This window comes from Dyadobacter sp. LHD-138 (genome assembly GCF_030929615.1).
Lineage (GTDB): Bacteria > Bacteroidota > Bacteroidia > Cytophagales > Spirosomataceae > Dyadobacter.
The window spans coordinates 32902-59792 of the sequence record NZ_JAVFVU010000020.1 but is presented as its reverse complement, the minus strand read 5'-3'; the positions used below and the strand labels follow the sequence as shown (position 1 = coordinate 59792).

Sequence of the window (26891 nt, the reverse complement as noted above, 5' to 3'; positions counted from 1 at the left end):
AATCGTTACCGGCGCATTCAGCTTTACCCGTACTTTTTGCATTGAAAAACACAAAGCAATACTTAAAATACTGAAAGAGAATTATTTAAAAACTACAATTTTACAATCCGGAAAACTTTCTTCTGATCGTTTGAAGTGACTTCTACCACATATAATCCGGCAGAAAACCCGGATCCTGACAAATCCATCTGATGCTGCTGCCTTTTACCATTTGCTGTTAGTGATTTATCATACACAAGATTTCCCGTCAGATCGAACGCTTTGATACGCATCGGCATGCCGGCACCAGCCTGATATTGTATTTCAAAACTGCCATTCGAAGGATTCGGATATGTTTTCCAATCCGCATTCAGGTCAAACGAAACAGCCCTAATTGATGAATATTTGAAACTTTCGTCGCGGTCCAGCATTTTTAAGCGATAATAATAATCCCCGGATTTTGGAGACTCGTTATCCGTAAAAAAATATTCATTTTTAATCCGCGAGTCTCCCGCCGCACTAACTTCGCCAATTTTTGCAAACCGTTTAAGTTTTAACGCCTCCAGCCCGTCCGCGCGCTCCACCTCAAAACGATCCGCATTGATTTCAGAAGTCGTGACCCACTGCGCAATCACCTGATCCGGATTTTCAGTATCTGTTTTTTTATTTACATTAAAACTGATCAGATCGACAGGTAACGGATTGCTGTTATCACCGTTAGAAAACCAGAATTCCGAGAAATCCTTAACACCAATTTCAGCATAATAACCTTTATCAAAAGGGACTTTCAGCGTACTCGCGGAATTTATGTATTTCCATACACCTGCCTGATTATTGGTTAGACTGCCATCCTCCTTGCTTTTGTCTGCATCGGTATATTTGAAAACGCCAAGCTCAAAAGCAGTTTTCACTTTGGGACAGGCGACGCAGGTTGCTGCGTTGATAAGTTTTTCTGCTTCGGTATCCAGGAAATAGATGCGAACCGTCGCATTCGAACCAAGTGCTGCATGAGCCGGTTTGATTGTAACATTCCGGTCGAGATAATATTGTTTCCCGTCATCACGAATTGCACCGCCGTTGATATAAGCCTGCACGTTGGTGGCACCAATGGTCTGTCCATTGGGATTTATGGAAACCACAAGTTTCCCATTCTGCTTAAAATCAATCCATCCTGAGGGACTTGGCGGCTGCTGCAAAACGGGTGACAATGTGGTGCTTTCATCGTAAATCCCCGAATTGTTATTGTAAATATGAATATCATCGATGGCAATCCCTTCCCGCGTCGTGCCCGGATCGCCGATCATCACAAAACGCAGACGGATATTTCCGTTTGTCACGGGAAGCGGAATTGTCCCCACGTGCCAGCGCGTATAGTCCTGTATACTCCACGCCTGTTTATCCGTTGTCGTTTTATTATACCAATTGGTCCCCTGCCCTTTCGCCCCCAACTGGGTCCAGACATTTCCATCGATCGAATATTCCAGGTAAGCCAGGTCGCAATCTTCATTGGCACAGAACTCAATGTCCAGTGCCAGGCTAAAACTTAACGTCGGGTTCGCCATGCCGCTGATGTTGTAGCATGGCGAATACAAATATGAATTTTCCTGGTTGTTGTAATTTCCGTTTAAATTCGTTTTCCATGCTTTGGTCCCGCTTGCTGCTCCATTAATTTTGGTAGAAGCCGGTGTGCCATACGACCAGGATTTACTCGTCCCGCCGCTATGCCAGCCTCCGTTGCTATTCTCAAAATTTTCAAGATGAGGAAAAGTAGTTACCAGCGCATTGTTATAAAAAATCAGGTCCACCATATTATTGTCAGCATAGGTATCGGTGTTCAGCGCCGACCAGACTTTAATATAATATTCGCCAAAAGCAGAGAGATTCAGCTTCGTATTAAATGTGTACTGAATGGTCTGTCTACCGTTAATCACAGGAATCATTTCCGTCACCTCGTTATTTGTTCCAAGTTTATAGCGCACGGGAACATTGTTAATAGTACGGTCTGAGCTATTACGGATGGTTACTGTCACAGGATGTAAACTACCCAGCCCGCAGCTGGCAGCCGTTATGCTGTTCAGGCTTAACATCTGAATATCATCCATTTCAATTCTAAGTTGAATATCATCAAACGAATATCCTGAGCCGTCTGAGGGGCTCGCTGTAATTCTTTTGCCATGCTGTCCCCACCGAATCTGGGCACTTTTTGACAGGGGCTGTCCGTGATCCGCCAGAATATTGGCAAGTTCAATACTGGTCGAAAGTTTATAGGATTGGTTAACTGAATTCTGGTTCGCAAAAAGATCATAAACCAAAATCCAGTTGTCCGCATAACTTCCCCGTATCCAAACCTTGTTGTCAGCATGGTTCGTTTGTCCATGATTTTTATACCGAAAAACGAGGCGAATATCATCCGCTAACGAGTAGTTCGAAAAGTTGAAAGTTCCATACAGGAAATTCGTATTTTCACTCGGAAAATAGCGGTCTGTGTCCAATGTCAGCGCTCTGTTCCCCGAATAGGCCATACCCGTATTAACAAAAGTACGAAGGCGTCCAGCCGTTGAAGAATTTGTAAAATCGTAACGGTCCGCATGCTCCAAACCCACCTGACCAACAAGTACAGACTGCTCCGATGCCGATTCAAGGTTATCAATAAAAGGCAGCGCAACAGGATTGTTAGGCAACTGTTTAAAGATTTTCGAAAGGGTGTTATTTTTTATGACAATATCCCCGACCTTGTTGATGGTAGCTGAAACAACATAGCTTCCAAGGGCAGACAGATCCTGGTCGTCGGGGAAAATATAATCTGTAAATGAATTGGCAGCAATAGACAATGGTACACTCAGCGATTTCTTAAGAGAACCGTTAACAGAATAACTAACAGCCACATTCCCGGCAGTCGCCTGATCGTCAAGATTCCGGACCCGGATCGTTACAGGCGTGTGATCTGAAAGGGCGGTCGGCGTAAACTGCCTGCCCGAAGATACCGGTGAAACAATGGCTTCGAGTTTAAGATCATTATCTGAAATTGAGCCAGCACAGGTACCGCTATCCGGTTTTCTTGAAAGTGCCGTCGCCCTTGGCCCTGGATTTTGATTCAACCGGGCCCGTACTGAAAACCAGTAAAGGCTGTCTCTGGACATTCCGGCCATAACAAAACTGTTTGAAGTGGTTGTTCCGGCTGAAACCATCTCATCTCCATGCAAAAGCATAACTTCATAGTCTGTTGCACCAGTTACGGGTTGCCAGTCCACAGCAATATATCCTTCGCACTGTATATCCGAAATTTTGAACACCGGGGGCGGCAAAATGGTAAAAGCCTTACTGATGACCTCAATCCCGGTACCACTCTGCGTAATTTTAACTTTTGCCTTATCGGTTACGACATCGGGCACCACCCAGCGCAGCAAGTGCTTGCTCGTTACCGGATTACCCAGCACATTGGTCCAGGTAGCGCCATCGTTTGTCGAATACTGAACCGTAAAATTGCTGGACGTATTTCCATAAGATTCCCAGCTGATGTTAATATCGTCACCCGGCTTAAAATGTTCATTTCCAACCGGATAAGTAAGCTCCGTCGCCACCGGAATAGCATCATAAACCAGAAAGTATTCCTGCTGCGGATTTTGTAATATCTCCGTTCCCTTGATATTTATTTTATAGGTTCCGGCACCCGGGTCGTTGATAATAACCTGTTCCATATTGTTTATATGATCCGGACCAGTGGAGGCCGCATTGCCGACATTTGCTGGCGTGGGATCGAGTAATTTCGGAAGCGTCGTAATATTTGATGGATTTTTAACTTCAAGATCCAGGTCATTAACCAAAGTCCTCGAAGCAAAAACGGAGGCTGCCGGATCATTCCAGTACAACATCACTTTCAGTTTTGCTGTCCCGGGCGGAACCTGTATCTCATGTAAATTACTACTGCCATGGGTTGCAGAACCCGTCAGATAACTATTATTTTCAATCATTTTAACCGACCGCAGCAGGTTCAACCAGCCAAATCCGTACTGATAGTCGGGTCCTTCGTGGCCCAGATCCGTGGTTCCATTACAAAGAATGGCTTTCATTAACCCGTTTTTAGGATTATTCTGGTTATTCAGTTTCCGATATTGCTGATACAACAACGCCAGTCCGCCGGAAACGGCCGGAGAAGCCATGCTGGTACCCGTGGAATTGATGTATGAATTATCAACCGCATAAGTAGACATTACCAGTCTCCCCTGCGCTGATATTTCCGGTTTAATCCGCCCATCAGCAACCGGGCCTCTGCTAGAGGTCGTCCAAACATCCCCTTCCATCGTAGTATTTCCAACAGTAATTACATTTTTAGCCGCCTGATATCCGCCCACAACGCTACCGAATCCGCCCGTAAAAGGGGCGCAATTCATTCCACCGCTATTTCCTGAGGCAAAAACATGCTGAAGGTATGGCATTTGGAAAGCCTGCTGATCGAGAATGTAGGAATTAAGGTCGTACTCCCCAAAAGTAGCGCAATCGGTTATATTATTTCCATACGAGTTATTTGTGATCACCATCCCGAAATCCTGCACATAAATGGGTGCATAAGCCAGAATGTTGGAATATAACTGAGAAACGATTTTTGCTTTGGGCGCATATCCCGTATATTTTTCTGAAACAATTCCAGCTCCGGCCAGTGTTCCGATTACATGCACCCCATGCGCACCGAAGTCAATGGCAGCCCGGTTGATCACTCTGCTGCTGAAATCTATATGCTGCAATGGATTAGATTCATCACCCACGCCCACAACCACTCCTTCTCCGCGCAGGTTACGCCCCATATTAAACGCAGCATTCAGGACATTTGCCCGCCCGTTAACCGTGCTGTGGTCGTTAACGGGGCGATCTTCCTTTGGTATCGCCTGTATGTATTGAATAAACGGCAGTTGCGCCAGGTCATTCAATTTCGATTCCTCCACCCGAATTTCCAGTACCTGATAATCTTTATAAATGTCAGAAAGTACCTCATAGTGATCATTTTTGAGAGCGGCCAATACGTCCGCCGCTGTAAAAGATCTCGGGAAATTCACCCACACATCCACGAAACCCGCCACTTTTTTAGCGTGGACGGGAATTGTCCCGTTTGCCAGGGAAGTTTGTAGTTTTTGTTCGGCGACAGGGAAAACAACAGCCCGCACGCCCGATTTTTGCAAAAGCACCTCATTGAACACACCGGTAAGCGTTGCGGTATAGGCATTGTTGGGCACATAATCCAGCAATTCAATACCATCTTTTTTTAAAACCTGCCGCTCCGACTCAGAAGGATTTTTCTCAAATTGAATAATGACAAACGATTTTTTATTAAAGGGGACTAGTCTGCGGTTTAAGTCTTTGATTTTGTTTTTACTGACATTCCTTTCCGGTACAAAAGACCCACTTTTCAGTTGCAACAGGTATTTTTCTGCATCCTGAGCAACGACAGAAAATGACAAAATAACGCAGAGTAAAATAATTTTCAGGTGTATAACAGCTTTCATAGTTGTGTGGCAAATGTGTGACCTTTTAAAGGCTAATTTCAATAAATAAATTCACATTTATACCATATTTGACCGCCTAATTCTGAAGATATAATACCCAATATGGGGTAAGTAGTAAACAGTCGGCAACATCAGGCCAAACAACAATCCGCTGAATTATAACCACTTAATACACATGGCATGATCCTGTTATGAAACTGTCGAAGTGCAAGGGCACAGTAATACTGATTTAATCATATAAACACAGATTATGAAAAAGCTAATAATGTCGGCAGTAGCCTTAACGCTTATCTCTTTCGCCACTGTTCAGGCTAATCCAGGCGCAGAAATTACATCTGCTTTAACAGTAAATCAGGACAAAGTTTCCGTAAAACCGGAAGATTTGCCCGCGGCGGTGAAAGCAACCATAAATAGCGAAGCATTTGCAGGATGGAAAGTTGTTGAAGCTTTCCTGGTAACCGGAGATGACAAAACACAATACTACGATTTATCCGTAATGAAAGGCAAGGAAACCGCCAGGGTTAAACTTGACAAAAACGGAAGAAACGTAGAATAACCATAATACCAATTTCTTTTTACTCAACGTAGATATGGCCGGGGCTTGCTCCGGCTTTTTTGAAAGGTCTCTTATCAGATTTCGCGAAGTATTTTCTTTGCCGATTTTTTTTGGGGGGTGTAAAGACAAATATCCAGCCACTTCCAATCTATTTTATTTCCGGACAAAAATCGAGTACAGGCATCGGCACTAGCTAAAAAAAGAAAGTGCAAATACAACGGCAGCAAGGATTAAGGCGAGGCTTGCCATCGCAATCGGAAAACCAATGGTCAATCGTCTCCTGAAATCCAAGTTTTGCTGCATGGGTATAATGTTTTCATTATTCCATTTGATGATGTCACCCATACGGTTCATTGCTTCCGTTGCTTTGTTGAGCACGTTTGGATTCGTCATTCTAAGTTCGAAAATACGTTCCCTAATAAGTTCCAGCATATCCTCGTCAATATTTTCTTCGCTTTCGGCAAGTTTTCGCTCCAAGCCCTTTATTTTTTGCTCAAAATCCAAATACATGGCTTCATACTTCTTGACTTTATCAAATTGGCGATTCCCGTAAACATCCCCATTTGCAAGCTTCTCTGGCAGTTCTTCTATTTGCGCCTGTAATTTGGCCATATGTATCGCCCTATTTTTATCCCATTTCGCACTAAACCATAAGAGAATAGCATAAAAAAGACAACAGAGTAGCGCCACACCCAATATCAGATTATAGCTCCCCTTTCCAAACGCAAACCCTAGCACCTCGACGGATTGTACATATGATTTAATAAATTGAATATTAACCATTTGCAAATCCAAAAGTAGAGTAAAAAACGAGATATAAAGTAGCTGATTGGAAAGATTTCTTGTATCCTCGCTAATAGGATGCTCTGCCAGGAGCTGAAAGATACGTGCCATTTTCGCCTTATCGTTTTCCATAAAAGAGAACAGCTAAGATTCTTGAGAATAGTTACCTCCTAAAATACACCAACAAATCAATTATAAAAAGTCCGCTAAAAAAGAAATCTCACGCGCGACGCTTTCCTAGTGGAAAAGGTTCATAATTTCGTCTTCTTAAAACCGAACGGATCTCTGTATACATTCGGCTTTTTGAATGAAATAAATCCTAAACACCTGAAAGAATTTCTATGTACCGTTTTCTAGCTTATGCTGTTTGTTTTTCCGTTACCGTTTTTGTCCTCGTCAATTGTTCCACCAGTAAAAAAACTACGGGCTATCCGTCTGACAACAAGACATTAACCCAGGGAAAAGAACTTTTCAATAACAATTGTGCCTCTTGCCACGCCATCGCCGACGAAGGCATAGGGCCCAGACTTGGCGGCATCACCCATCTGTTGTCAGAAAAAAGCTTAACCGATTTTATCCTGAACCCGGCGAAGGTTATCGATTCCGGAGATCTCAGGGCCGTCAATCTGAGTAAGAAATTTAAAATGGTCATGCCGTCTTTTGATTTCCTGAAACCAGCCGAAATCAATTCAATCCTGGCTTACATCCATAAGGAAACAGCGCTTAATCCCATCGAACCGCTGGTTGTTAAAACTGAAACCGATGCTGTTTCAACAACGAGCGAAAGGGTTGGTGTGCCGGTTAAAAAATCCGGGATTACGATTGAGCTGGAAGATTTCGTTCAAATTCCTGCGTCTTCCGACAAACCTCCTCTGACCAGGATTGCCAATATGAGACCGCATCCGACGGCTGACGGATCGCTCTTTGTGAGCGATCAAAGGGGAATTATTCATCATATCCACAAAGGACAGGTTAGCACGTTCCTTGACATACGGCAAAAAATCGATCATTACATCAACGCACCGGGTCTGGGAACCGGTCTGGGCAGTTTTGCATTTCATCCGGATTATCAGAAAAACGGGTTGATTTACATTACCCACACGGAGGCGTTTACCGGCAAAAAAGCGGATTACGAATTCAACGACTCGATCAAAGTCGCCATGCAGTGGGTCGTGTCCGCGTGGAAAATCAACGATGTAAAAAGCGCTGTTTTTGAAGGAAGCCGAAGAGAGTTATTACGGATTAATGTCCCCTCGGGCGTACACGGAACGCAGGACATTAACTTTATTCCGGGCATTGATAAAAAAGACCCGGACTATGGTATGCTCTTCATCGGTACCGGTGACGGCGGCTCAACCATTGGCAAACATCCTGAACTGACGCATCACCTCAATTCTTTACTGGGAACGATTATCAGAATTGACCCGCTCGGCAATAACAGCCCGAATGGAAAATATGGAATTCCCTCAGACAATCCGTTTGTAAACAACCCTGACCCGGGAACCAGAAAAGAAATATGGGCTTTCGGTTTTAGGAATCCACATCGTATGTCCTGGGATTTAAATCACGGAAAAATAATGTTCAGCGCCGAGGTTGGCGAAGGTAATTTCGAAGAGGTCAACGTAATCGTTAAAGGGGGTGATTATGGCTGGAACACCCGCGAAGGAAGTTATGGAATTTCTCCATCCGACCTTAAAACTGTTTTTAAAGTGAGTGATTCCGAAAAATACATCAGACCTTATCTCGAATATGACCATTTGGACGGTAATGCCATCAGTGGTGGGTCTGTATATGAAGGTGCGTTGACTGCACTTAAGGATAAATACATCTTCGGTGATATTGTTAACGGACGGATCTTCTTTGCCAACATCAACAGACAATTGTCAGATTCGACGGTATATGAAATTGGAATTATTCAAAATGGCGAGCCAACTAATTTACAGAAAATGTCAGGTTCCAAACGGGTGGATTTGAGAGTAGAATACGATTATTTTACAAGGGAAATGTATATGATGACCAAAAGTGACGGTAAAATAAGAAGAATTTCCAAAGCCAGATAACATCAAAATTGTCGACCGTTTAAAACGAGAAAGGAGCTGCACAAAAAGCACACCTTTCTCGTTTTTATGCCGAATACACTCAGGCAAATTTATTATGGCTGTCATAAGCCAAACCAAGCCCTACGCTGGAAAGTTTGTTTTCATCCGCCAGAGCAGCGTTGGGAAAAAGCTTTTTGAATTCCGTTTGTATCAAAGGCACCTCGGTAGAGCCACCCGTCAGAATCACAAGCTCAATATCTTCCTTTTGAACCTTTGCATCCAACAAACATTGCAAAGCTGAGTTGGATATTTTTTCAATCTTTTGAATAATGGCTTCGTCAAATTGCTCACGGGTAACTTTCGTCGTAAGGCCGTCTTCAAGGAAATCGAAAGGCGCGTCGTATTCAGCCTGTGAGGTCAGCGCAATTTTCGTTTCCTCGGTAGCTGCCAATAGCGTATGACCGGTTTCCTGTTCAAGCACCTGTAACAGACGCTTGTAGCGGATTTTGTCGTGCGCCTCAAAAAGGATCTGCTTGGTTTGTGATATGATCTTGGTCGTATAAAGAAAGTTAACTTTGCTCCACTCCGACAAGTCAAAATAATGATACAAAGGCACTTCCAGATTTTTAGAACCATAAGTACTCCGATAACCCAATTCAGGCATAATGGCCGCCAAACTCAGGTCTTTATCAAAATCATTCCCTCCTACCCGAATCCCGGTATTAGCCAGAATATCCGAAGTGCGGTCGGCCTTGTTGATGTATTTATTGGATAACCTGATCACCGTAAAATCGGAAGTTCCTCCCCCCAGATCCACGACAATCGCCAGCTTTTCTCCCGTTATGTTCACTTCATGAGCGAAGGCTGCGGCAATAGGCTCAAATTGAAAATCTATATTTTTGAATCCCAGCTGTTTGGCAATCGCTTTCAATTCAGCTTCGGCTCTGATATCCGCCGCGCTGTCGTTGTCAACAAAATGCACCGGCCTGCCCATCACTACATTTTCCATTTCATGACCAGCCTCAGCGTCTGCCTTCTCTTTTAAATTTTGTAAAAAAGAAATGATGATCTGATCGAACCGCATCAGCTCACCGTTCACCATCGTTCCCTGACGCATCACCGGCGTGCCTAACACACGCTTTAAACTGCGCATAAAACGTCCCGGATTTCGATCCAGAAACATATTCACTGCCGCTCTCCCATAATAAGGAACATTGCCTTTACGGAGAAAAAACATTGCACTTGGCGTTGTTGTACTGGAACCCTCTACCGGAACGAGATGGACGTTACCCTGGTTTGCTATTGCTATACTTGAATTGGAAGTTCCGAAGTCGATTCCGCAGGAAATACTGGTCATTATAATTCTAAAAATTTGGGGGCGCAATTTCCGATTAATTATGATACTTTGCAATTTCTGAACTTACTATTATCCATATAAAGTGAAATATTTCTCCCCGCTTTTTATTTCCCCGCTACGGGTCTTTAAATTCTGCTAAGTAATATAAAATGTTTTATGTCTCTGGTCAGTATGTTCATTTCCTGGCGGACTTAAGGGTAATTAAAGCATTATCAAGTCTTGTAATAACAGTACCCTATTTCAAAGAAAACAATCCTTTTTGATACGAACCTGAAAATGAAAAAAGCAGAAGATAACCGACGTGAATTTATCAGAAACACCATGAGTACCGCCGCGGGACTGATCATGATGTCAGCCATTCCAGGTGAGGCAGCCAGCGCTCCGGTTGCTTCGGAAGCAGCAGAAATTGAGGAAGAAATTATCGAGCCGGGAAGGATAAAATTTGCCGTGATCGGCATGAATCACGGGCATATTTACGGACAGGTGGAGGCGGTGACCAGAGGCGGAGGACAACTGGTTGCTTACTATGCAAAGGAAGCGGATCTGACGGCCGCATTCGGGAAGAAATATCCCGACGCCAAACTGGTTGCGACAGAAAAAGAGATACTGGAAGACAAATCCATCCAGCTAGTGCTTAGCTCGGCAATTCCCGATGAACGCGCACCGATAGGAATCCGCGTGATGAAGCATGGCAAGGATTTTATGGCCGACAAGCCTGGCATAACCTCACTGGAACAATTGGCACAGGTTCGTAAAGTACAAAAAGAAACGGGTCGGATCTATTCAATTATGTACGGTGAACGTCTTGAAAACCGGGCTACTGTCAAAGCAGGCGAACTTGTTAAAGCGGGAGCTATCGGAAAAGTGATACAAACGATCGGACTTGGCCCGCACCGGATGTCAGCCAGTTCACGCCCCGAATGGTTCTTCGATGCCAAACGTTATGGCGGTGTCATTTGTGACATTGCGTCTCACCAGTTTGACCAGTTTCTGTTCTTTACCGGTTCCAGTAAAGCCGAGGTGGTGGCTTCTCAGGTGGGAAATGTCAGCCACCCGCAATACCCAAAATTTGAAGATTTCGGAGATTGTATGATTCGCGGCAATGGTGGAACAGGATATATTCGTGTAGACTGGTTTACCCCCGACGGCCTGAAAAGCTGGGGTGACGGCCGGTTAACAATCCTTGGAACAGAAGGATTTATTGAACTTCGCAAGAATGTCGATATCGGTGGTCGTGAAGGCGGGAACCACTTGTTTCTCGTAACGCAAAAGGAAACAAAATACATCGATTGCAGCAAGGAGCCACTTCCGTATGGCAAACAGCTGGTTGATGATGTGATCAACAGAACGGAAACGGCGATGTCTCAGGAACACTGTTTCCTGGCCACCGAATTAGCCCTGAAAGCGCAAAAACAGGCTCAGATTGTAAAATTGACCGTTTGATCTTTTTTGATCCAAATACTAAAAGCTGAATACGGTTCCATACCAGGAATGTATTCAGCTTTTGTTTTAACCAGCAGCATGCCGATACTGACGTTATTTGAACTTATTTGTGGTAAACCAATAGAAGTTCAAACAACTTTTTATGCCTCGTAGCCTTCATCTATCACCCAACAAAAAAGAGCATTCATACAACACACTCCTTTAAATAATTGTTGGGTCCGGTGCTTTCAAACTTCAATTTTGAATAAAGGAAACTTCCACCGGTAAAAGTATAGAGGGAATTTATCAAATGGGTGTACAGCACCTCATAACGAACACAAAAGTTATATCAAAAGTCTTTGCCGCATATGATAGGAATTCCGTAACAAGTCTGGTAACTTGATTTTTTTTAGAAGATTGGAGCGAACAAAACGCAGTTTCTGAAAGACAGGCTTATCGGTTTACCACAATAACTAATCTAACAGAATAGCTTAAAATGGGATCAGATACGAAGAAATTACCGACGATGGCAACATGATATTGCCATGACCACTTCCAGGGAATCTACGCCAGCGGAGGATCTGTATTAAGTTTTTGGATTTACCTTAGAAAATGTAATTAATAAACCAAAAGCGTTGTTAAATAAATAAGATGAAAATAGGAATAGCAGCCGATCACGGCGGATTTGCGTTAAAAGGAATAATCAGAGACTACATCGTTTCGCTTGGGCACCATGTAACAGATTTCGGAGCCTATCAACTGGACAATAAGGACGACTACCCCGACTTTGTAATACCGCTTGCAGAAGCAGTTGCAGCCGGAGCGCTAGACCGCGGCATAGCGGTTTGCGGCAGCGGCGTCGGGGCATCCGTGGCCGCGAATAAAGTGGCCGGAGCGCGTGCTGCCCTTATCAACGATCATTTTTCAGCACATCAGGGTGTTGAGGATGACGACCTGAATATCCTTTGTCTCGGAGGCCGGGTAACCGGAAACAGCGCCGCTCTGGAATTGATCGGAGCATTTTTAAATGCCGAGTTTACAGGGTTAGAGCGGCACTTACGTCGTCTTGGAAAAGTTAAAGCATTAGAAAAGTAAATTTATAATTCAAATTAAAGTTGGTTATGGCAAGTAACAAAGTAAAACAAATACACGAGTTTGGTCAAAGCATCTGGTTGGATTTTATTGACCGTAAGATTATTAATACGGGTGAACTTAAGAAACTGGTGGAAGAAGATGGCGTTAGAGGCGTAACTTCAAACCCCGCTATTTTTGAAAAAGCAATCAGCAGCAGCGCTGACTATGATGCGGATATCAGCGCCTTGTCAAAAGGAGATAAAACGAACGAAGAGATATTTTTTGGTCTGGCGGTAAGCGACATCAAGCTGGCCTGTGATCTGTTGAGACCCGTTTATGATGAAGCTCCAAAAGGCGGTGACGGTTATGTGAGTCTTGAAGTTTCTCCTTTCCTTGCTTTAAATACGGAAGGAACCATCAAGCAGGCGATTGAACTTTGGAAGGCTGTTGATAAAGAAAATGTAATGATCAAAATTCCGGGAACCGAGCCCGGTCTTCCTGCCATCCGGAAAGCCATCAGCGAGGGCATCAATATCAACGTTACGCTGCTATTCGGACTGGATCGTTACGAGGCAGTTACAGAAGCTTACATTTCAGGTTTGGAAGAAAGGGCTGCGAAGGGTTTACCGGTTAGCAATATTGCTTCCGTGGCCAGTTTCTTCCTGAGCCGCATCGATGTTGTCGTTGATCCTTTGCTGGATGAAAAAGGATTGGGCGAGCTTAAAGGCGAAGTTGCCATTGCTTCCGCCAAAAAAGCCTACGAAATTTATAAAAGAGTATTCAGCACCGACCGCTGGAAAAAACTGGCCGAAAAAGGTGCCGTTCCGCAGCGTTTGCTTTGGGCAAGTACCAGCAGCAAAAACCCGGCCTTCAAGGATACCAAGTATGTGGAAGCCCTGATCGGTCCGGACACCGTTGATACCATTCCTTTGGAGACACTGGAAGCATACCGCGACCACGGCGATCCGGCAAGTCGTTTGGAAGATGATCTGGATGGGGCGACGGAGGTTCTTGCAAAAATCAAAGCCGCCGGAATTGATATCGACGCGATTACAAAACAGTTGGAAGACGAAGGAATTGATAAATTTAATAAGCCTTTTGAAAAATTATTACAGGCTATTGAAGACCAAAAATCCAAAGTCAACTAACTGTAATAATGGAAAGTACTGATCTTAAAATACTATTTTTTGATATCGGTGGCGTGCTCCTCAGCAATGGCTGGGGGCACGAATCACGTCAGGTAGCGGCTGAAAAATTCGGGCTGGATTATGCCGAAGTAAATGCGCTCCATAATTTCATATTCAATGTCTATGAGATCGGTAGTGTAACCCTCGACGAATATCTCGATACCGTAATTTTCAATCATCCCCGTGATTTCGCACGGGAGGATTTTAAAGCATTTATCTATTCGCAGTCGGTAGAGCTGCCGGATATGCTGAAATGGCTTAAAGCGTGGAAAAAAGATTGCGGTTTCCGTGTAATTTCCATCAACAACGAAGGAAAAGAACTGAACGATTACCGTGTCCAAAAGTTCAAACTGCACGAATGTTTTGACGCCTTTATCTCTTCCTGTGAAGTAAAAATGCGCAAACCTGATCCCGGAATATTTAATCTGGCTATGGGCATTGCCCAGGCTAGTCCATCGCAATGCGTCTACTTCGACGACCGGATCATGTTTACGACCACGGCCCACAAGCTAGGCATACGCGCTTTTCATCATACCGATTTCGAGTCAACTAAAAAGATACTTGAAGGTCTTAAAAAAGAAAAATTCAGCCAGTTATGAGTTCAGAACAAAAATATAACTTTGGAATGATTGGCCTTGGCACCATGGGCCGGAATTTACTTCTCAATATTGGTGATCATGGCTTTGCAGGAGCAGGTTATGATAAAGATGCCAGCAAAGGAGCTTTACTCGAAACAGAAGGGAAAAATATCAAAGTAAAAGGTTTCAGTGATATTAAAGAATTTGTCGCAAGCCTGACAACGCCGCGCGCAATCACGATGCTTGTACCGGCGGGGAAAATTGTAGACAACGTTATTGAAGAATTATTGCCGCTGCTGGACAAAGGTGATATACTTATCGATGGAGGGAATTCTCATTTCGTTGATACCAACCGCCGCGTCGAATATTTGGAAAACCTTGGTTATCACTTCTTTGGCATGGGAATATCCGGTGGCGAAGAAGGAGCACGTCGCGGCCCGAGTATTATGCCGGGTGGAGACAAACAGGCTTATGCGGTTATGAAACCAATTCTGGAAGCCATCGCTGCCAAAGTAGACGGCGCGCCATGTGTCACGTATATAGGACAAGGTTCGGCTGGACATTTTGTTAAAATGGTCCACAACGGCATTGAATACGGCTTGATGCAGTTGATTTCCGAAACCTATGAAATTCTGAAAAACGGATTGAAACTGGACAACGGCTCCATCCAAAAATTGTTTTCCAAATGGAATGAAGGCCGGTTGCAGTCATTTTTGATCGATATAACAAAAGACATATTTGCCTACAAAGAGCCTGGCGCTGACCACTTACTTCTGGACGATATTAAGGACGAGGCAAGGGCCAAGGGGACCGGCAAATGGACTTCACAGGCGGCCATGGATCTGCAATCCCCTATCCCGACAATTGATGCAGCTGTGGCGATGCGTGATTTATCAAAATACAAAGCGCTTCGTGAGCAGGCTGCCACTTTGTACAGCATTTCCGAAACTGCGAAACTGGATGTAGATCAGAATCAATTTTTGGCTGAGCTGGAACAGGCGTTTTATTTCAGCATGATCATCACCTATGCACAGGGCATGCAAATGCTGTCCAATGCCTCGGCAGAATACGGCTATGGTCTCAACCTGTCTGAAATTGCTAAAATCTGGCGTGGCGGCTGTATTATCCGCTCGTCGTTTTTGAACGATATCTACAACGCTTATGAAAAAGATAGCGGATTAAAGCACTTATTGCTGGATGAAAATGTTGCTAAAATTGTCAATGAAACCATCCCGGGTGCGCGGTCTGTTATTTCGGCCTCGGTTGCCAAGGGCATTGCCATTCCCGCATTTGCTTCCTCATTAAGCTATTTTGATGCATTCCGAAGCAAAAGAATGCCATCAAACCTGATTCAGGCCCAGCGGGATTTCTTTGGTGCGCACACCTATGAGCTGATTGGGAAAGAAGGTGTTTTCCATACGCAATGGGTGCCAAAAAACTGACCGGAAATATAAAAAACAGTCTGTAAAACAACGACATCATGTATTCAACATTAAAATCACAGCCAACGATATTCATTATTTTCGGCGGTACCGGTGACCTGAATTCCAGAAAACTGGCTCCGGCTTTGTATAACCTTTACCTGGAAGGCTGGCTTCCCGACAATTTCTCAATCATCGGAACGGGCCGTACACCTTTGTCTGACGATGATTTCAAGGTAAAAATCCTGGAAGGCATCAATTCATTTTCACGAAGCGGTAAAGCAAAGGAAGATAAATGGGCAGCGTTTTCGAAACATCTTTATTATCAGGTTTCTGATATCAAGAATGCCGAAACGTACAAAGAATTTGGTGTTCGTATCGATAACCACAATGCAGAATGGGGAACCAAAGCCAACGTCATTTATTATCTGGCCGTATCGCCCAACTTCTTCCCGATTATTGCCGAAAATATTTCAAAAAGCAACCTTCAGGATCCTGAGAAAACCAGAATTGTCATTGAAAAACCATTCGGTCACGACCTGGATTCGGCCGTTGCGCTGAATAAGCTGCTTTCCCGCATTTTTGACGAAAAACAGATTTACCGTATTGACCATTATCTGGGAAAACAAACGGTTCAGAATATCATGGCGTTCCGTTTTGCAAACGCGATTCTCGAACCGATCTGGAACCGGAATTATATTGAACACGTACAAATTTCAGTAACCGAGCAATTGGGCGTTGAAGAACGCGGTGATTATTACGACGGCTCGGGAGCCATGCGCGATATGATACAGAATCACCTTTTGCAGCTGCTTTGTCTTGTAGCGATGGAGTCGCCGGTGAGCTTTGATGCCGACGAAATTCGTAACCGGAAAGTGGACGTATTGAAAGCCATGCGGAAGTTTACGCCAGAAGACGTCCGTTTATCGGCCGTTCGCGGACAGTATGGCAGCGGCTGGATGAAGGGCAAGGAAGTTCCAGGCTATCGGGAAGAACCGAAAGTGGATCAGGAATCCAACACCGAGACTTTCGCGGCTATTAAGTTTTTCGTTGATAACTGGCGCTGGCAGGGCGTTCCGTTCTACGTACGTACCGGAAAGCGTCTGCATCAGTCGGCTTCGGTGATTACCATTCAGTTTAAGGACGTCCCACACCTGGTATTCCCAACTGAGGCTAATGAAAGCTGGCAACAAAACAGGCTCATTATCAGCATACAACCAGAAATGAGCATACGTCTGCAAGTTCAGGCCAAACGTCCGGGACTTGATATGTACCTGAATGCAGTGGATATGGTATTCGATTACAAAGGAACTTACACAACCGAAGCACCGGAAGCATACGAAACACTGCTGCTGGATACGATGCTTGGCGACCAGACCCTGTTCATGCGCGGCGACCAGGTTGAAACGGCCTGGGAGTTGATCATGCCGATCCTGAACGCATGGCAAGGAAGAAAAAGTCTGAACTTCCCGAATTACTCGGCTGATTCATGGGGACCGGAAATTGCAGAAGCCTTGATAGCAAGGGATGGTTTTCACTGGTTTACCCTACCGATCAAAAGCAAGAAATAACCTTTTATCATACAAAATCAAAGGGGAGAAGTCGCTGCGACCTCTCCCCTTTTTTATGCTAAATCTTTAAAACACCCGGATTCTAGTCGCCCAGACAAGTGTTTGAAATGTGCGACTTTCTGATCATTCCTCTTGATTCCTTACGTTTCAACCGTTCCAGGTTTTTCTTTTTACCATATTCCAGCAATTCCCGGCCATAGCCGGTTTTAAAAAAATGTGATTCCAGCAAACAGATTGTCGCTTTTCGCCAGTTACTGGTGTCAATTTTACAACCCGTCTTCCTTTCCACTTCTTCCTGCATCAGCATATTCCGTTCAGAAAACTCCTCGGTTCCGAAGTGGTATAAATCTGCATCACACATGATCTGCTGCAAGAGATTTTCAGGTTTCTGAGGCATGACCGTAGCCATGATGCACATTTGAACCTCCTGATTCAACGCTTCCTCTACCCCCAGATTTGTTAAAAACCCGCCAGCCATTTCTGCGCCTCTCTGCTCGTGCCCGTCTGCGCCGCCAGTATAATAACCCGTATCATGAAACCACGCAGCCGTTGTGACAATAAAAGTTTCCTTTTCATCCAAACCGTAATGCTTCGCCATTTTCGTCGCATGGGTTACCACATCATGCGTATGCGCAAAATTATGGAAGGTCAGCGTCGAATCTTCTTTGGCTTTGTAAAACTGCTCAATATACTGCTGAACCACCTCGAGAATTTCAGTATACTTCATACCCTGGAAATAATAATTGACACATAACTACATCAGCTGGCCACACGATTTCACTACAAAACCTGTACCAAGATATGGGTGAATTTCGAATACATTTTGAATGTATGCATAGAGAACGGACTTTTCAAGAAAAAATTTTTCTACTTCGGTTTTATGCCCCAAAATCACCGTATTTTCCACCATCAGTTTTCGGCTTTTTTACTGATCACCTTGCCTGTTTTATCAAAAGTTACGTCCATTTCCGAAGTTGCCGTCTTTAATTCAACCTTATACGTAACCACTCCAGCGTTATCGGTTTTCTTAGGATCATGGATTTTGTACCCTTTGTAATCCCTGCTAATCGCGGCTACCACTTCCTTTGGCAATTGTTCAGCCTTAATTTCTTCCTTATGCTTCACCACCTTCCCTGTTTTTTCAAGCCACAGTTCGTGGTCGTCCTTCCCGATCGCAAATTCCACTTTATACATACCGGCTTTCAATTTCCACTCCACAGCAGTCGCCTTGGCATATTGTTGTTTGAAGGTATTTAAAACAACCGAAGGAACCTCTGTTTCCTTAATATCCTGACCATAACTCACAGCAGCGTAAAGCATGCCGCATAGTACAAAAATTAACTTTTTCATATGATTTCAATTTAGGTTTAACAAAATACAACTTGCTACGTTTTGGCGGCTCAAATATCACCCGCGCTAAAAAACTGATGCCATGATCCTTCAAATTTAAGGGAATCCCCGTCACTAATCCTAACGCAAGATTTGGGGTCAAAACCAATTTAATTTGCGGTCGCACGACAGTCTCCGCTTTCCACCCAAAATATTCCTGATTCAATTCCACGCCTAACAAATTCCCTCCATTTTTCAACTGGTAATGCATGCTGGCATTCAACTGATAGTATTTTTCGGGTTTCTTTTCACCGGCTGTAAACTCCCATTCCGGTCCCGTGTAAATCATCGAATGGATTCGTTTTCCCCACCTTTTTGCCACCACAAAAAACGGGCTCATATTATGTCCCTTCAACGGAACCGAGCCATGACTTAGGGAATGAAAAGAATGTGCCCTGAATTCATGGATATAGCCAACGGCCATGGACATATTACATTTGGGAGCAACAAGAAAAGTATATTGTGACGCCAGTTTCACGCCTTCCATGCGATTTCTCGGTGCATCCTCCCCTTCCTTGTGTTCAAATACCGGTTTGTAAAACGTAAAAGGCACTTCCACTTCAAGCCCCAGCCTGTTAACCGGCGAAAACTCATACTCGAAAAAACCGGTATTCGCAACGTAACCATTCCGGCTTTCCATGCCCCAGCCAACGTTTAGCTCTTTCTCGCCTCTGCGTGCGCCCAGATCGCGAATAAGATCAATGAACAAAGGTTCTGCGTGGTGAATCTTGACCGGCGGCTTGGGCAGAGAATCCGTTTGCCCGAAAGCTACTGAACAGGCCATTGCCAATACGAGTGTTCTGATGATGTGTTTCATACTTTTAACGTTTGATACCACAATGTTAAAAGTCAAAACCGGAAAGAACTGGTAATCTGTTACCCGATGCTCCCTTGGTTAAAAGAAACCGTCATTTGATGTCTGTTTTGGTAAGAATATGCAACCGGCAATCCATACAAATCTGCGATCGCCTTCACAATCGCAAGTCCCAGACCAGTCGTATTTTTTTCGTTTGATTTCTTCTGAAAACGTTGAAAAACCTTGTCCTTGTCCAGCGGTGCATCACTTCCCGAATTCGTTATTGTGAAAGATGTCGGGTTTACCGTTATCTGTACCGATCCGCCGGAAACATTATGGACAATCGCATTCTTTAAAAAATTGGTAACGAATATCTCCGCCAGGTTTTTGTTCATGTCTGCATACAGCTGCCCGTGCTCCTGATACGAAATGGTTACATTTTTATAATCCGCAAAATCGGTAAATTCCTCAATCAGGTTTTTAAAAACCGCATTGATATCAACCCTTTCATTTTCCTGAAATTGCTTGTTTTCGATTTTCGATAATAGTAATAAAGACTTGTTCAGCCGCGTCAGCCTTGCCAGTGTCTGGATCACCTGCCCGATCGCCATCAGATTGGCCTCGTCCATATCTTCCTTTTCACTCAGCAATTCCAGCTTGTTGATACTGATCGCCAAGGGTGTTTGCAGCTCGTGTGAGGCGTTTTCAATAAACTGCTTCTGTCCGTGGTAGGTTTCCAGCGAGCGGTTAATCAGCAGACTGACTGCCTCGTTCAATTCCTTGAATTCCTTTACCTGTGTTTCCGCAGGCTTTATCATCGGATCTTTCCCGAGCTTGAAACCCCGGAGCTGTTCCAGCAAAACATAAAATGGCTTCCAGGTTTTTCGCAGCAGGAAATTATTGACGAGCAGAATACTGGCAATCATCGCCAGATAAAGCCAGATCAAAGAATACAGCAAATCCTCGATCAGGTCGTCCTCTTCCACCATCGACGAAATCACTTTCAGCTCATAATAGCGGTTATTCATCCTGAAAGCGGATGTGAGCATCCGAACCGGTTCGTAATCTTCTTCATTCTCCATATACATCAACGTGTCCACATGCGTATCCTTACGCTGCAAAGCGATGGTTTCAGGGATTTCACGGATCTCATAATTACTCTCAGCAAACTCGGTTTTGGTCAGAATCGTGGAATCTTCTTCGGCTTTGTTGATGATCAGCAGTTTGTAATTATCCAGTCCGTCATCCAAACTGTCATATACTTCATCCAGCATATTGATGTAAAAAATCGCCGCCCAGATGCTGATGATTACAAATAAAGTAATTGAAAGATACTTTAACGTATGATTCAGAAGTTTCATAGTATCAACAGTTTATAACCGAGCCCGTACACGGCCTGAATTTCCACACCCGCACCGTTATCCTTCAATTTCTTACGCAGGTTTTTAATCTGGGAATAAATAAACTCATAGTCATCCGCTTCATCCATGTGATCGCCCCAAACGCGCTCAGCCAAAGATGTTTTATTCACAAGACGGTTTTTATTAACGACCATATAGGTCAGAATATCGAATTCTTTACGATTGAGTAGCAACGGTTTATTATCAATAAGCAAAGTCCGGTCATCGAGATCGAGTTTTACGTTCGCGAGTTCGACCGTATTTTTCCCACCAAAAGACTTTCTCCGCAAAACGGATTTAATTCTGGCATTCAGTTCGGCGATATGAAATGGTTTGGTCAGATAATCGTCTGCACCAAGGTCAAGCCCCGTCAGTTTGTCTTCGAGAGAATCCTTGGCCGAGATGATAATGACATTATCTGACTTATCCAGGTTTTTAAGCTCCTGCAAAATATCCAGTCCGCTTCCTCCGGGAAGCATGATATCCAGCAAAATGCAGTCGTAGTCAAAGGAAATAACTTTGTCCAGTGCGTTATGATAGTCAGAAGCACTTTCTACGAGAAAATTCTCCTTTTCCAGCGACTGGCGAATCACTTCCATCAGCTCCGTTTCGTCTTCAATGATCAGTATTTTCATAATCCGTAAAGATCAAAAACAAAACTGGAAAGAATCTGGAAAAGTTACCGTTTTATGAATAAATCAGGGGATAACAATTAAATTTTATGTGGAAGTTGTTTAAACTTATAGATAATCCCGAAGGGATGATATTATTGTAGAAAATGCGAGCGAACCTTCAGGCCATAACCCTGAAGGGGTGACATAACCATTTCAAAAATCGAATTTACAACGCCGCCAAAAATTCTCATTCCGTGGCTACTCACAACGAATCAGCCACCCTGACGGGGTTTGTTGGAACGGCCTGACATTTACTTTCTACAATAATTCCATCCCTCCGGGATTTTGCGGCTGATGGATTTCTTTGCAACCCTATCGGTTTTCGGTGGGGCCACCTCGGCTATCTTATGAAGGCAAGGGATGAAATTCTAGCCGATTGCCGATGGTAAAACTGCCTTACAATACAATTCGTGTTACGTATATTGAGTTAGCCCAAATAAGTTTAAACAACTTCGTGATAATTTATGAATACATTTACAGCAGTAGAGAAAGAAGAAAAAAAACTTTTAAAGCAACAGGTCCAGGAAGTATCCCAATATGAAAATAGCAGTGCGCAATATTGTATGCTGTAACGGTTTTAAATCCGTTGGCTTGTGCATTATTTTTGTCCTGTTTTCCTGCACGCTACATGCGCAGAAAGATTCGTCTTCTACCAAAAAAGCGGCCTTCTTATTTAACCTTGACTCCCGGAATACCTTTATTGACCATAAACACATCAACATTTGGGGCGTAAGAGCCGGCGTGAGTTTCGGCAAAAAACTACATCGCCTCACGCTGGGTTATTACTGGCTGGGCTACAATAGCTCGCATAGTGTGATCCGGTTTCGGAAAATGTTTTCTCCGACGATTCATTTATCCAGCATCAAACAAACCGACGTTCAGTTTGTCAGCCTGGCTTACTGGTATCCGATTTTAAAAACGCCCAAATGGATTCTTTCCGCCCCCGTTGAAATTGGTTTGGGGAAAGAATCTTCTCATTATAAGGATTTCTTTGAAGATCTGATCATGAGAAGAAGAGAACGATATTTTCAGCCATTTCAGCTTGGAATATACGCCGAACACCGTCTCACGCCCTGGGCCGGTTTGAACCTACAGGTGGGCTATCGAAATGCGCTTTCCAAGGGAAATCTTCGTCAGGGGTTCGGTGGGGTCTATTATAGTTATGGGCTCACTTTATATCCGGGAACGATTTACAAGGATATAAAAAAATGGAGGGCTGGCAAGAAATAAGATGGTATTTCAGAAAGGCAAAAAGCGGCATTCTGATATGAATACCGCTTTTTGCTTTTGTGAAAATCGTACGTTCATTACCGACGTCCTCCACGGGAACCTCCACCGCCGCCACTTCTGAAACCGCCGCCGCTATATCCACCGCGATTATATCCACCGCCGTAAGAGGGTGCGCTTCTGAAACTTCCACTGTTGTAGCTTCTTCCGTTATTGTTATAACTCCGATTATAAACCCCCTGGTTCGGTGCAGAACGGAAACCCTGGGACTGCACACCGCCGGGACGGCTATAACTACGTGGTGATGACAACCAGTTTGAGCGTGCACTCATTTCTGGATTGTAATGTCTTCCGGCTGCCCCGATAAATCCATTGCGGGGAGAAATATACCGGCCTCTGCTGATGTACTGATTGCGGTAATAATTGCTGTAAGTACGGTACAAATGAGGATAATACCGGTAAGCGCCGCCAAAAACCAGGTTGAAAATCCCCAGGTCGGGAAACCATATCCATACAAACCGGCTCCGTAATACAGTCCGCCACTGAAACCAAATGCGCCCGGATACCACATCGGTGAGCCGTACCAGTAAGGATATCCGAACCAGTAAGAATACGGATTGTTGTAATAATTGATCACTTTGTCACCTGTTGGCGCAGGATAGCTATAACCACCGGACGCCGCATATTGCTGGGACGCCTGATCATATTCCTTTTGAGCCTCGGGATCCTGTGAAAGGTTATTTTTATAATTGGCCAGATCTTCTTTATTCTCCGCATCTATTTTATCGTGCATCGCTGCAAGATTCTGACGCGTTCCATCCGGATCGTTTTTAAAATCTTCACCCAGCCGTGCTGTAAGATCTTTGTGGTCGTTCAGAATGGACAAAACATCGGGCATTTCCTGCAATGATTTGAATGCTTCCTGCGCATCACCGCTCAACGGACTGATCAGATCCTGAAAAGAATTAATCGCCTGCTGGTTCAGATTATCAACAGTCGTCAGGTCTGCGTGGTGATTGTTATACAACTTCCAGGCGGCTTCCTGCAATTCCTTCGACGGGTTGCTCAAAAGACTGTTAATCTGGTCTTTTGACTGTTTACGAGGCAGCGTTGCCAGATCATGCATCAACTCGGGATAGCGGGATACTTCGTAAAACCAGTTTTGTTTTTTCTGAGGATAACCCTGAATCGTTCCCTGAAAAGCCTGGGTGGTATATTCCCGGATACGTGCCAGTTTTTCCAAAACATCAGGATACTGCGTCGCAATCAGGATGTTATTTCTGATCTCTTCACTGTACGGAGCCACAGTCGGCGCAATGCTCTGCGCCACGGGACCTGATCTGTTGTCACGATAAGACAGCTGCGTGTTGTAATTATTCTGATCGTTTTGACTATAACCGGTAATCGAGACGGTTACCAGTGCTATTGCTGCGAAAATGGTTGTAAATGAGCGAAATTTAAAGGCTTTTTCTCCTTCGTAACAAATATCGGGATTACCTTTTTTAAGCGATTTCATGTGCTTACCTATTAAAATTTGAATTACTTTTAATCTTTAACTGATCAGAATTACACGGACATCCTCCCTGCTCAACTCTGACGGACAGGGAAATCCTTCATCAATTTTTTCACACCTTTATTGATCCTTTTTTCAAGATGGTTGGGATTGCTGACATCTCCCGAGATTGCCTTTTGCCAGATAATTTCACCGGTTTTTGCATCAATCACATCGAGAATCAGTGTCCCGTCGGTGTTGTTGCTGGAAGATGGATAACCACCATAACCGTAACCATATCCGCCGTAAGGCATTCCCCAACCATATCCCATCATCGGATAACCCATCATGGGATAACCGCCATAGTAATTTCTGCGAACGCGTTGGGTGTAGGTATGAAATTGCAGCAGCAGATCGGGATTCTGGGTTTCCCTTACCATACCTCTGCCATTCAGCGCTTCATCAAAAGCCTTTTGTATCCGCTGACGGGAGTACGTGCTGCTGTACATCGGGTTTTGATTTTTTTTCATATCAGGCACGATCCAGTTATAGGTGCGGGCCGGTGCACCTTCTGTCACTTTGGAATGAGGATTATTCGCAAAAACCACACTGCTTAAAATACTAAGCACGCCCAGCACAATCAGATTCTTTTTCATTTTTACGGTGGTTAAATTTTTAATACTCCGAAAAAAATTCTCTTTAAAACATAAACATTGCATCTGTGGAAGGGCGGGTACGAGACCCGCCCCTACAATCACAAACCAATCGCATAATATTGTGTTTCCTGACTTCCCGGATAAATCCCCTCAATCATGACCCCACCTTTTTTACCTTCCAATGCTTTCATGGCCTGCTGCACGCTTCCCACGGGTGTTCTATCTATTTTAGTAATAACGAAACCGTCCTGCATATCCGTATTCTGGCGAACTTTTCCCGCGTTAATCTGGCTTACCTGCACACCGGCTTCAACATCACAGGCCTTTTTTTGCTGAGCAGTCAAATCCTGCAATTCAATACCCAGGTTATCAAGCGTCTGGGTTGATTTCTCAGCGACCAATGTTCCGGCACTGCTTTTCAAAATTACGGTAATGGCTTTTTCGGCCCCGTCGCGGTTGACGTTCACAATCACTTTATCACTTGGCTTATGCTGGGCAATGGCTTCCTGCAATTGTGCCACACTTTCAATAGCCTGACCGTCAATTTTTGTAATCACATCACCTACTTTAATGCCGGATTCGCGCGCGGCACTTTGTTCGGCAAAATTTTCCACACGGACACCTTCGTCGACTTTAAGATCATAAGACTTCACTTTCTCGCCATCCACTTCACTGATTCCTACGCCCAGATAACCGCGTTGCACTGTACCGAATTTCGAAATATCTTCCACAACTTTGTGCGCGATACTCGATGGAACGGCGAAAGAATAACCAGCAAACTGGCCCGTCTGACTCGCTATGGCCGTGTTGATGCCAATCAGATTTCCGTTCAGATCCACCAGCGCACCACCCGAATTACCCGGATTGACGGCCGCATCCGTTTGAATAAATGATTCGACAGGTGCTTTTGAGTTTTCACCCAGAATATTAATGCTGCGACCTTTGGCACTGACAATCCCGGCTGTAACGGTCGATGTAAGGTTATAAGGATTTCCGACGGCAAGTACCCACTGCCCTACTTTAACATTTTCTGAGCTGCCGAACGATAGGGCGGGAAGGTTTTTCGCTTCAATCTGAATCAATGCAATATCTGTATTCGGATCTGAACCGATCACCTTTGCTTTAAATGTACGTTTATCAGCAAGCGTTACTTCCAGTGACTCTGCACCCTGGATCACGTGGTTGTTCGTAACAATATATCCGTCAGGATTGATGATAACGCCCGAACCGGAAGCTTGTGGCTTTTCACCCCTGTCCCGCCCCTGTGGCACTTCTTGCCCAAACGGACTCCGGCCACCGAAGAATTCTTTCAACTCATCGGGCACCTCCATTTGACTTACCGTCCTTTCTGCTTTGAGCGTCGATGTAATATGTACAACGGCAGCCGTTGCTTTTTGAGAGGCAAATGAAAAATCGGCCGGAATCATGGCCACATTGGCACCCGCATTTTTTTCGTCCAGTCTGGCTTTTACAACCGGCATGTTGGATTCCACCCCGTTTAAAATGGTATCCGGTTTGCTCAGGTGCTCATACATGGCGTAAGAAGTACCGCCCAAAAACGCAAAAGCCAGAGCAACAGGAGCTAATTTTTTAATATTTTGTTTTTCTAACATGACTACAAAAGATGATAAGTTGAAAGATGAATTAACCAACTCGAGAGGCGTTTCAGGAAGGCCGGCTGGACCTTACCCCTTACTTTCTCTTGTTTGTTATTTCAAAATTGCAACACGATCCTGTTGTAATCTTGTGGGAATTCTGAAGAGATTCTGAAGTTTTTAAAAATCTCCTACGC

Annotated in this window: 21 protein-coding genes; 9 read left to right on the top strand and 12 right to left on the bottom strand. The window is 44.2% G+C overall.

The genetic code is table 11. The features are described from left to right. Positions 1-92: 92 nt before the first annotated feature. Complete coding sequence (locus tag RB622_RS15905) at positions 93-5477, bottom strand: S8 family serine peptidase (RefSeq protein WP_308047560.1); 5385 nt, start codon at positions 5475-5477, stop codon at positions 93-95. 250 nt (positions 5478-5727) lie between these two features. Between RB622_RS15905 and RB622_RS15900 the strand changes: the two genes are divergently transcribed. Beyond that, positions 5728-6033: a hypothetical protein gene (locus RB622_RS15900; protein ID WP_308047559.1), complete on the top strand. Its 306-nt coding sequence runs from the start codon at positions 5728-5730 to the stop codon at positions 6031-6033. 189 nt (positions 6034-6222) lie between these two features. On the opposite strand, the gene RB622_RS15895 is transcribed toward RB622_RS15900, so the two are convergent. Then, positions 6223-6948 (bottom strand): hypothetical protein, encoded by a 726-nt coding sequence (locus RB622_RS15895; protein ID WP_308047558.1) that lies wholly within the window; start codon positions 6946-6948, stop codon positions 6223-6225. A 209-nt stretch (positions 6949-7157) separates the two neighbouring features. Between RB622_RS15895 and RB622_RS15890 the strand changes: the two genes are divergently transcribed. After that, a complete protein-coding gene (locus RB622_RS15890; RefSeq protein ID WP_308047557.1) occupies positions 7158-8876 on the top strand; it encodes a PQQ-dependent sugar dehydrogenase in 1719 nt (572 codons plus the stop codon). Between the two features lie 79 nt (positions 8877-8955). Here the strand turns inward: RB622_RS15890 and RB622_RS15885 are convergent, their stop codons facing one another. Next, on the bottom strand, positions 8956-10212 hold the full coding sequence (locus tag RB622_RS15885; RefSeq protein ID WP_308047556.1) for an Hsp70 family protein: 1257 nt from the start codon (positions 10210-10212) through the stop codon (positions 8956-8958). 276 nt (positions 10213-10488) lie between these two features. Here RB622_RS15885 and RB622_RS15880 point away from each other — a divergent pair, with 276 nt between their 5' ends. The 6 genes from RB622_RS15880 to zwf all read left to right on the top strand — a co-directional run bounded on the left by RB622_RS15880 (position 10489) and on the right by zwf (position 17465). Continuing rightward, positions 10489-11655, top strand: coding sequence for a Gfo/Idh/MocA family oxidoreductase (locus RB622_RS15880; RefSeq protein WP_308047555.1), 1167 nt, complete (start codon positions 10489-10491; stop codon positions 11653-11655). Positions 11656-12285: 630 nt separating this feature from the next. Next, a complete protein-coding gene (locus RB622_RS15875) occupies positions 12286-12729 on the top strand; it encodes an RpiB/LacA/LacB family sugar-phosphate isomerase (RefSeq protein ID WP_308047554.1) in 444 nt (147 codons plus the stop codon). Between the two features lie 26 nt (positions 12730-12755). Then, positions 12756-13856 carry a transaldolase gene (gene tal, locus RB622_RS15870; RefSeq protein ID WP_308047553.1) on the top strand — a complete coding sequence of 367 codons (1101 nt, stop codon included), beginning with the start codon at positions 12756-12758 and terminating at the stop codon, positions 13854-13856. 8 nt (positions 13857-13864) lie between these two features. Continuing rightward, complete coding sequence (locus RB622_RS15865) at positions 13865-14494, top strand: HAD-IA family hydrolase (protein WP_308047552.1); 630 nt, start codon at positions 13865-13867, stop codon at positions 14492-14494. Then, positions 14491-15915 (top strand): NADP-dependent phosphogluconate dehydrogenase, encoded by a 1425-nt coding sequence (gndA, locus tag RB622_RS15860; protein WP_308047551.1) that lies wholly within the window; start codon positions 14491-14493, stop codon positions 15913-15915. The genes RB622_RS15865 and gndA overlap by 4 nt, the downstream gene beginning before the upstream one ends. Before the next feature lie 38 nt (positions 15916-15953). After that, positions 15954-17465, top strand: coding sequence for a glucose-6-phosphate dehydrogenase (gene zwf / locus RB622_RS15855; protein ID WP_308047550.1), 1512 nt, complete (start codon positions 15954-15956; stop codon positions 17463-17465). Between the two features lie 82 nt (positions 17466-17547). On the opposite strand, the gene RB622_RS15850 is transcribed toward zwf, so the two are convergent. The 5 genes from RB622_RS15850 to RB622_RS15830 all read right to left on the bottom strand — a co-directional run bounded on the left by RB622_RS15850 (position 17548) and on the right by RB622_RS15830 (position 21685). Continuing rightward, positions 17548-18192: an HD domain-containing protein gene (locus RB622_RS15850; RefSeq protein ID WP_308047549.1), complete on the bottom strand. Its 645-nt coding sequence runs from the start codon at positions 18190-18192 to the stop codon at positions 17548-17550. A 182-nt stretch (positions 18193-18374) separates the two neighbouring features. Next, positions 18375-18815, bottom strand: a complete 441-nt coding sequence (locus tag RB622_RS15845) for a PepSY-like domain-containing protein (protein ID WP_308047548.1) — start codon at positions 18813-18815, stop codon at positions 18375-18377. After that, a complete protein-coding gene (locus RB622_RS15840) occupies positions 18748-19671 on the bottom strand; it encodes an HAEPLYID family protein (protein WP_308047547.1) in 924 nt (307 codons plus the stop codon). Before RB622_RS15840 ends, RB622_RS15845 begins: the two co-directional genes overlap by 68 nt. A gap of 59 nt (positions 19672-19730) precedes the next feature. Continuing rightward, entirely contained in the window at positions 19731-21011 is a 1281-nt protein-coding gene (locus RB622_RS15835) for a HAMP domain-containing sensor histidine kinase (RefSeq protein WP_308047546.1), read from the bottom strand. Next, positions 21008-21685 carry a response regulator transcription factor gene (locus RB622_RS15830; RefSeq protein WP_308047545.1) on the bottom strand — a complete coding sequence of 226 codons (678 nt, stop codon included), beginning with the start codon at positions 21683-21685 and terminating at the stop codon, positions 21008-21010. Before RB622_RS15830 ends, RB622_RS15835 begins: the two co-directional genes overlap by 4 nt. A 576-nt stretch (positions 21686-22261) precedes the next feature. Between RB622_RS15830 and RB622_RS15825 the strand changes: the two genes are divergently transcribed. Then, the gene (locus RB622_RS15825) at positions 22262-22954 is read left to right on the top strand and encodes a hypothetical protein (protein ID WP_308047544.1); all 693 of its coding nucleotides are present in this window, start codon (positions 22262-22264) and stop codon (positions 22952-22954) included. Between the two features lie 77 nt (positions 22955-23031). On the opposite strand, the gene RB622_RS15820 is transcribed toward RB622_RS15825, so the two are convergent. From RB622_RS15820 to RB622_RS15805, 4 genes are all read right to left on the bottom strand, one after another. Further along, positions 23032-23283 carry a hypothetical protein gene (locus tag RB622_RS15820; RefSeq protein WP_308047543.1) on the bottom strand — a complete coding sequence of 84 codons (252 nt, stop codon included), beginning with the start codon at positions 23281-23283 and terminating at the stop codon, positions 23032-23034. Beyond that, entirely contained in the window at positions 23280-24467 is a 1188-nt protein-coding gene (locus RB622_RS15815) for a hypothetical protein (RefSeq protein WP_308047542.1), read from the bottom strand. The genes RB622_RS15820 and RB622_RS15815 overlap by 4 nt, the downstream gene beginning before the upstream one ends. A gap of 71 nt (positions 24468-24538) precedes the next feature. Continuing rightward, positions 24539-25099, bottom strand: a complete 561-nt coding sequence (locus RB622_RS15810) for a DUF4136 domain-containing protein (RefSeq protein ID WP_308047541.1) — start codon at positions 25097-25099, stop codon at positions 24539-24541. Positions 25100-25197: 98 nt separating this feature from the next. Beyond that, positions 25198-26712, bottom strand: coding sequence for a Do family serine endopeptidase (locus RB622_RS15805; RefSeq protein ID WP_308047540.1), 1515 nt, complete (start codon positions 26710-26712; stop codon positions 25198-25200). Positions 26713-26891: the final 179 nt, after the last annotated feature.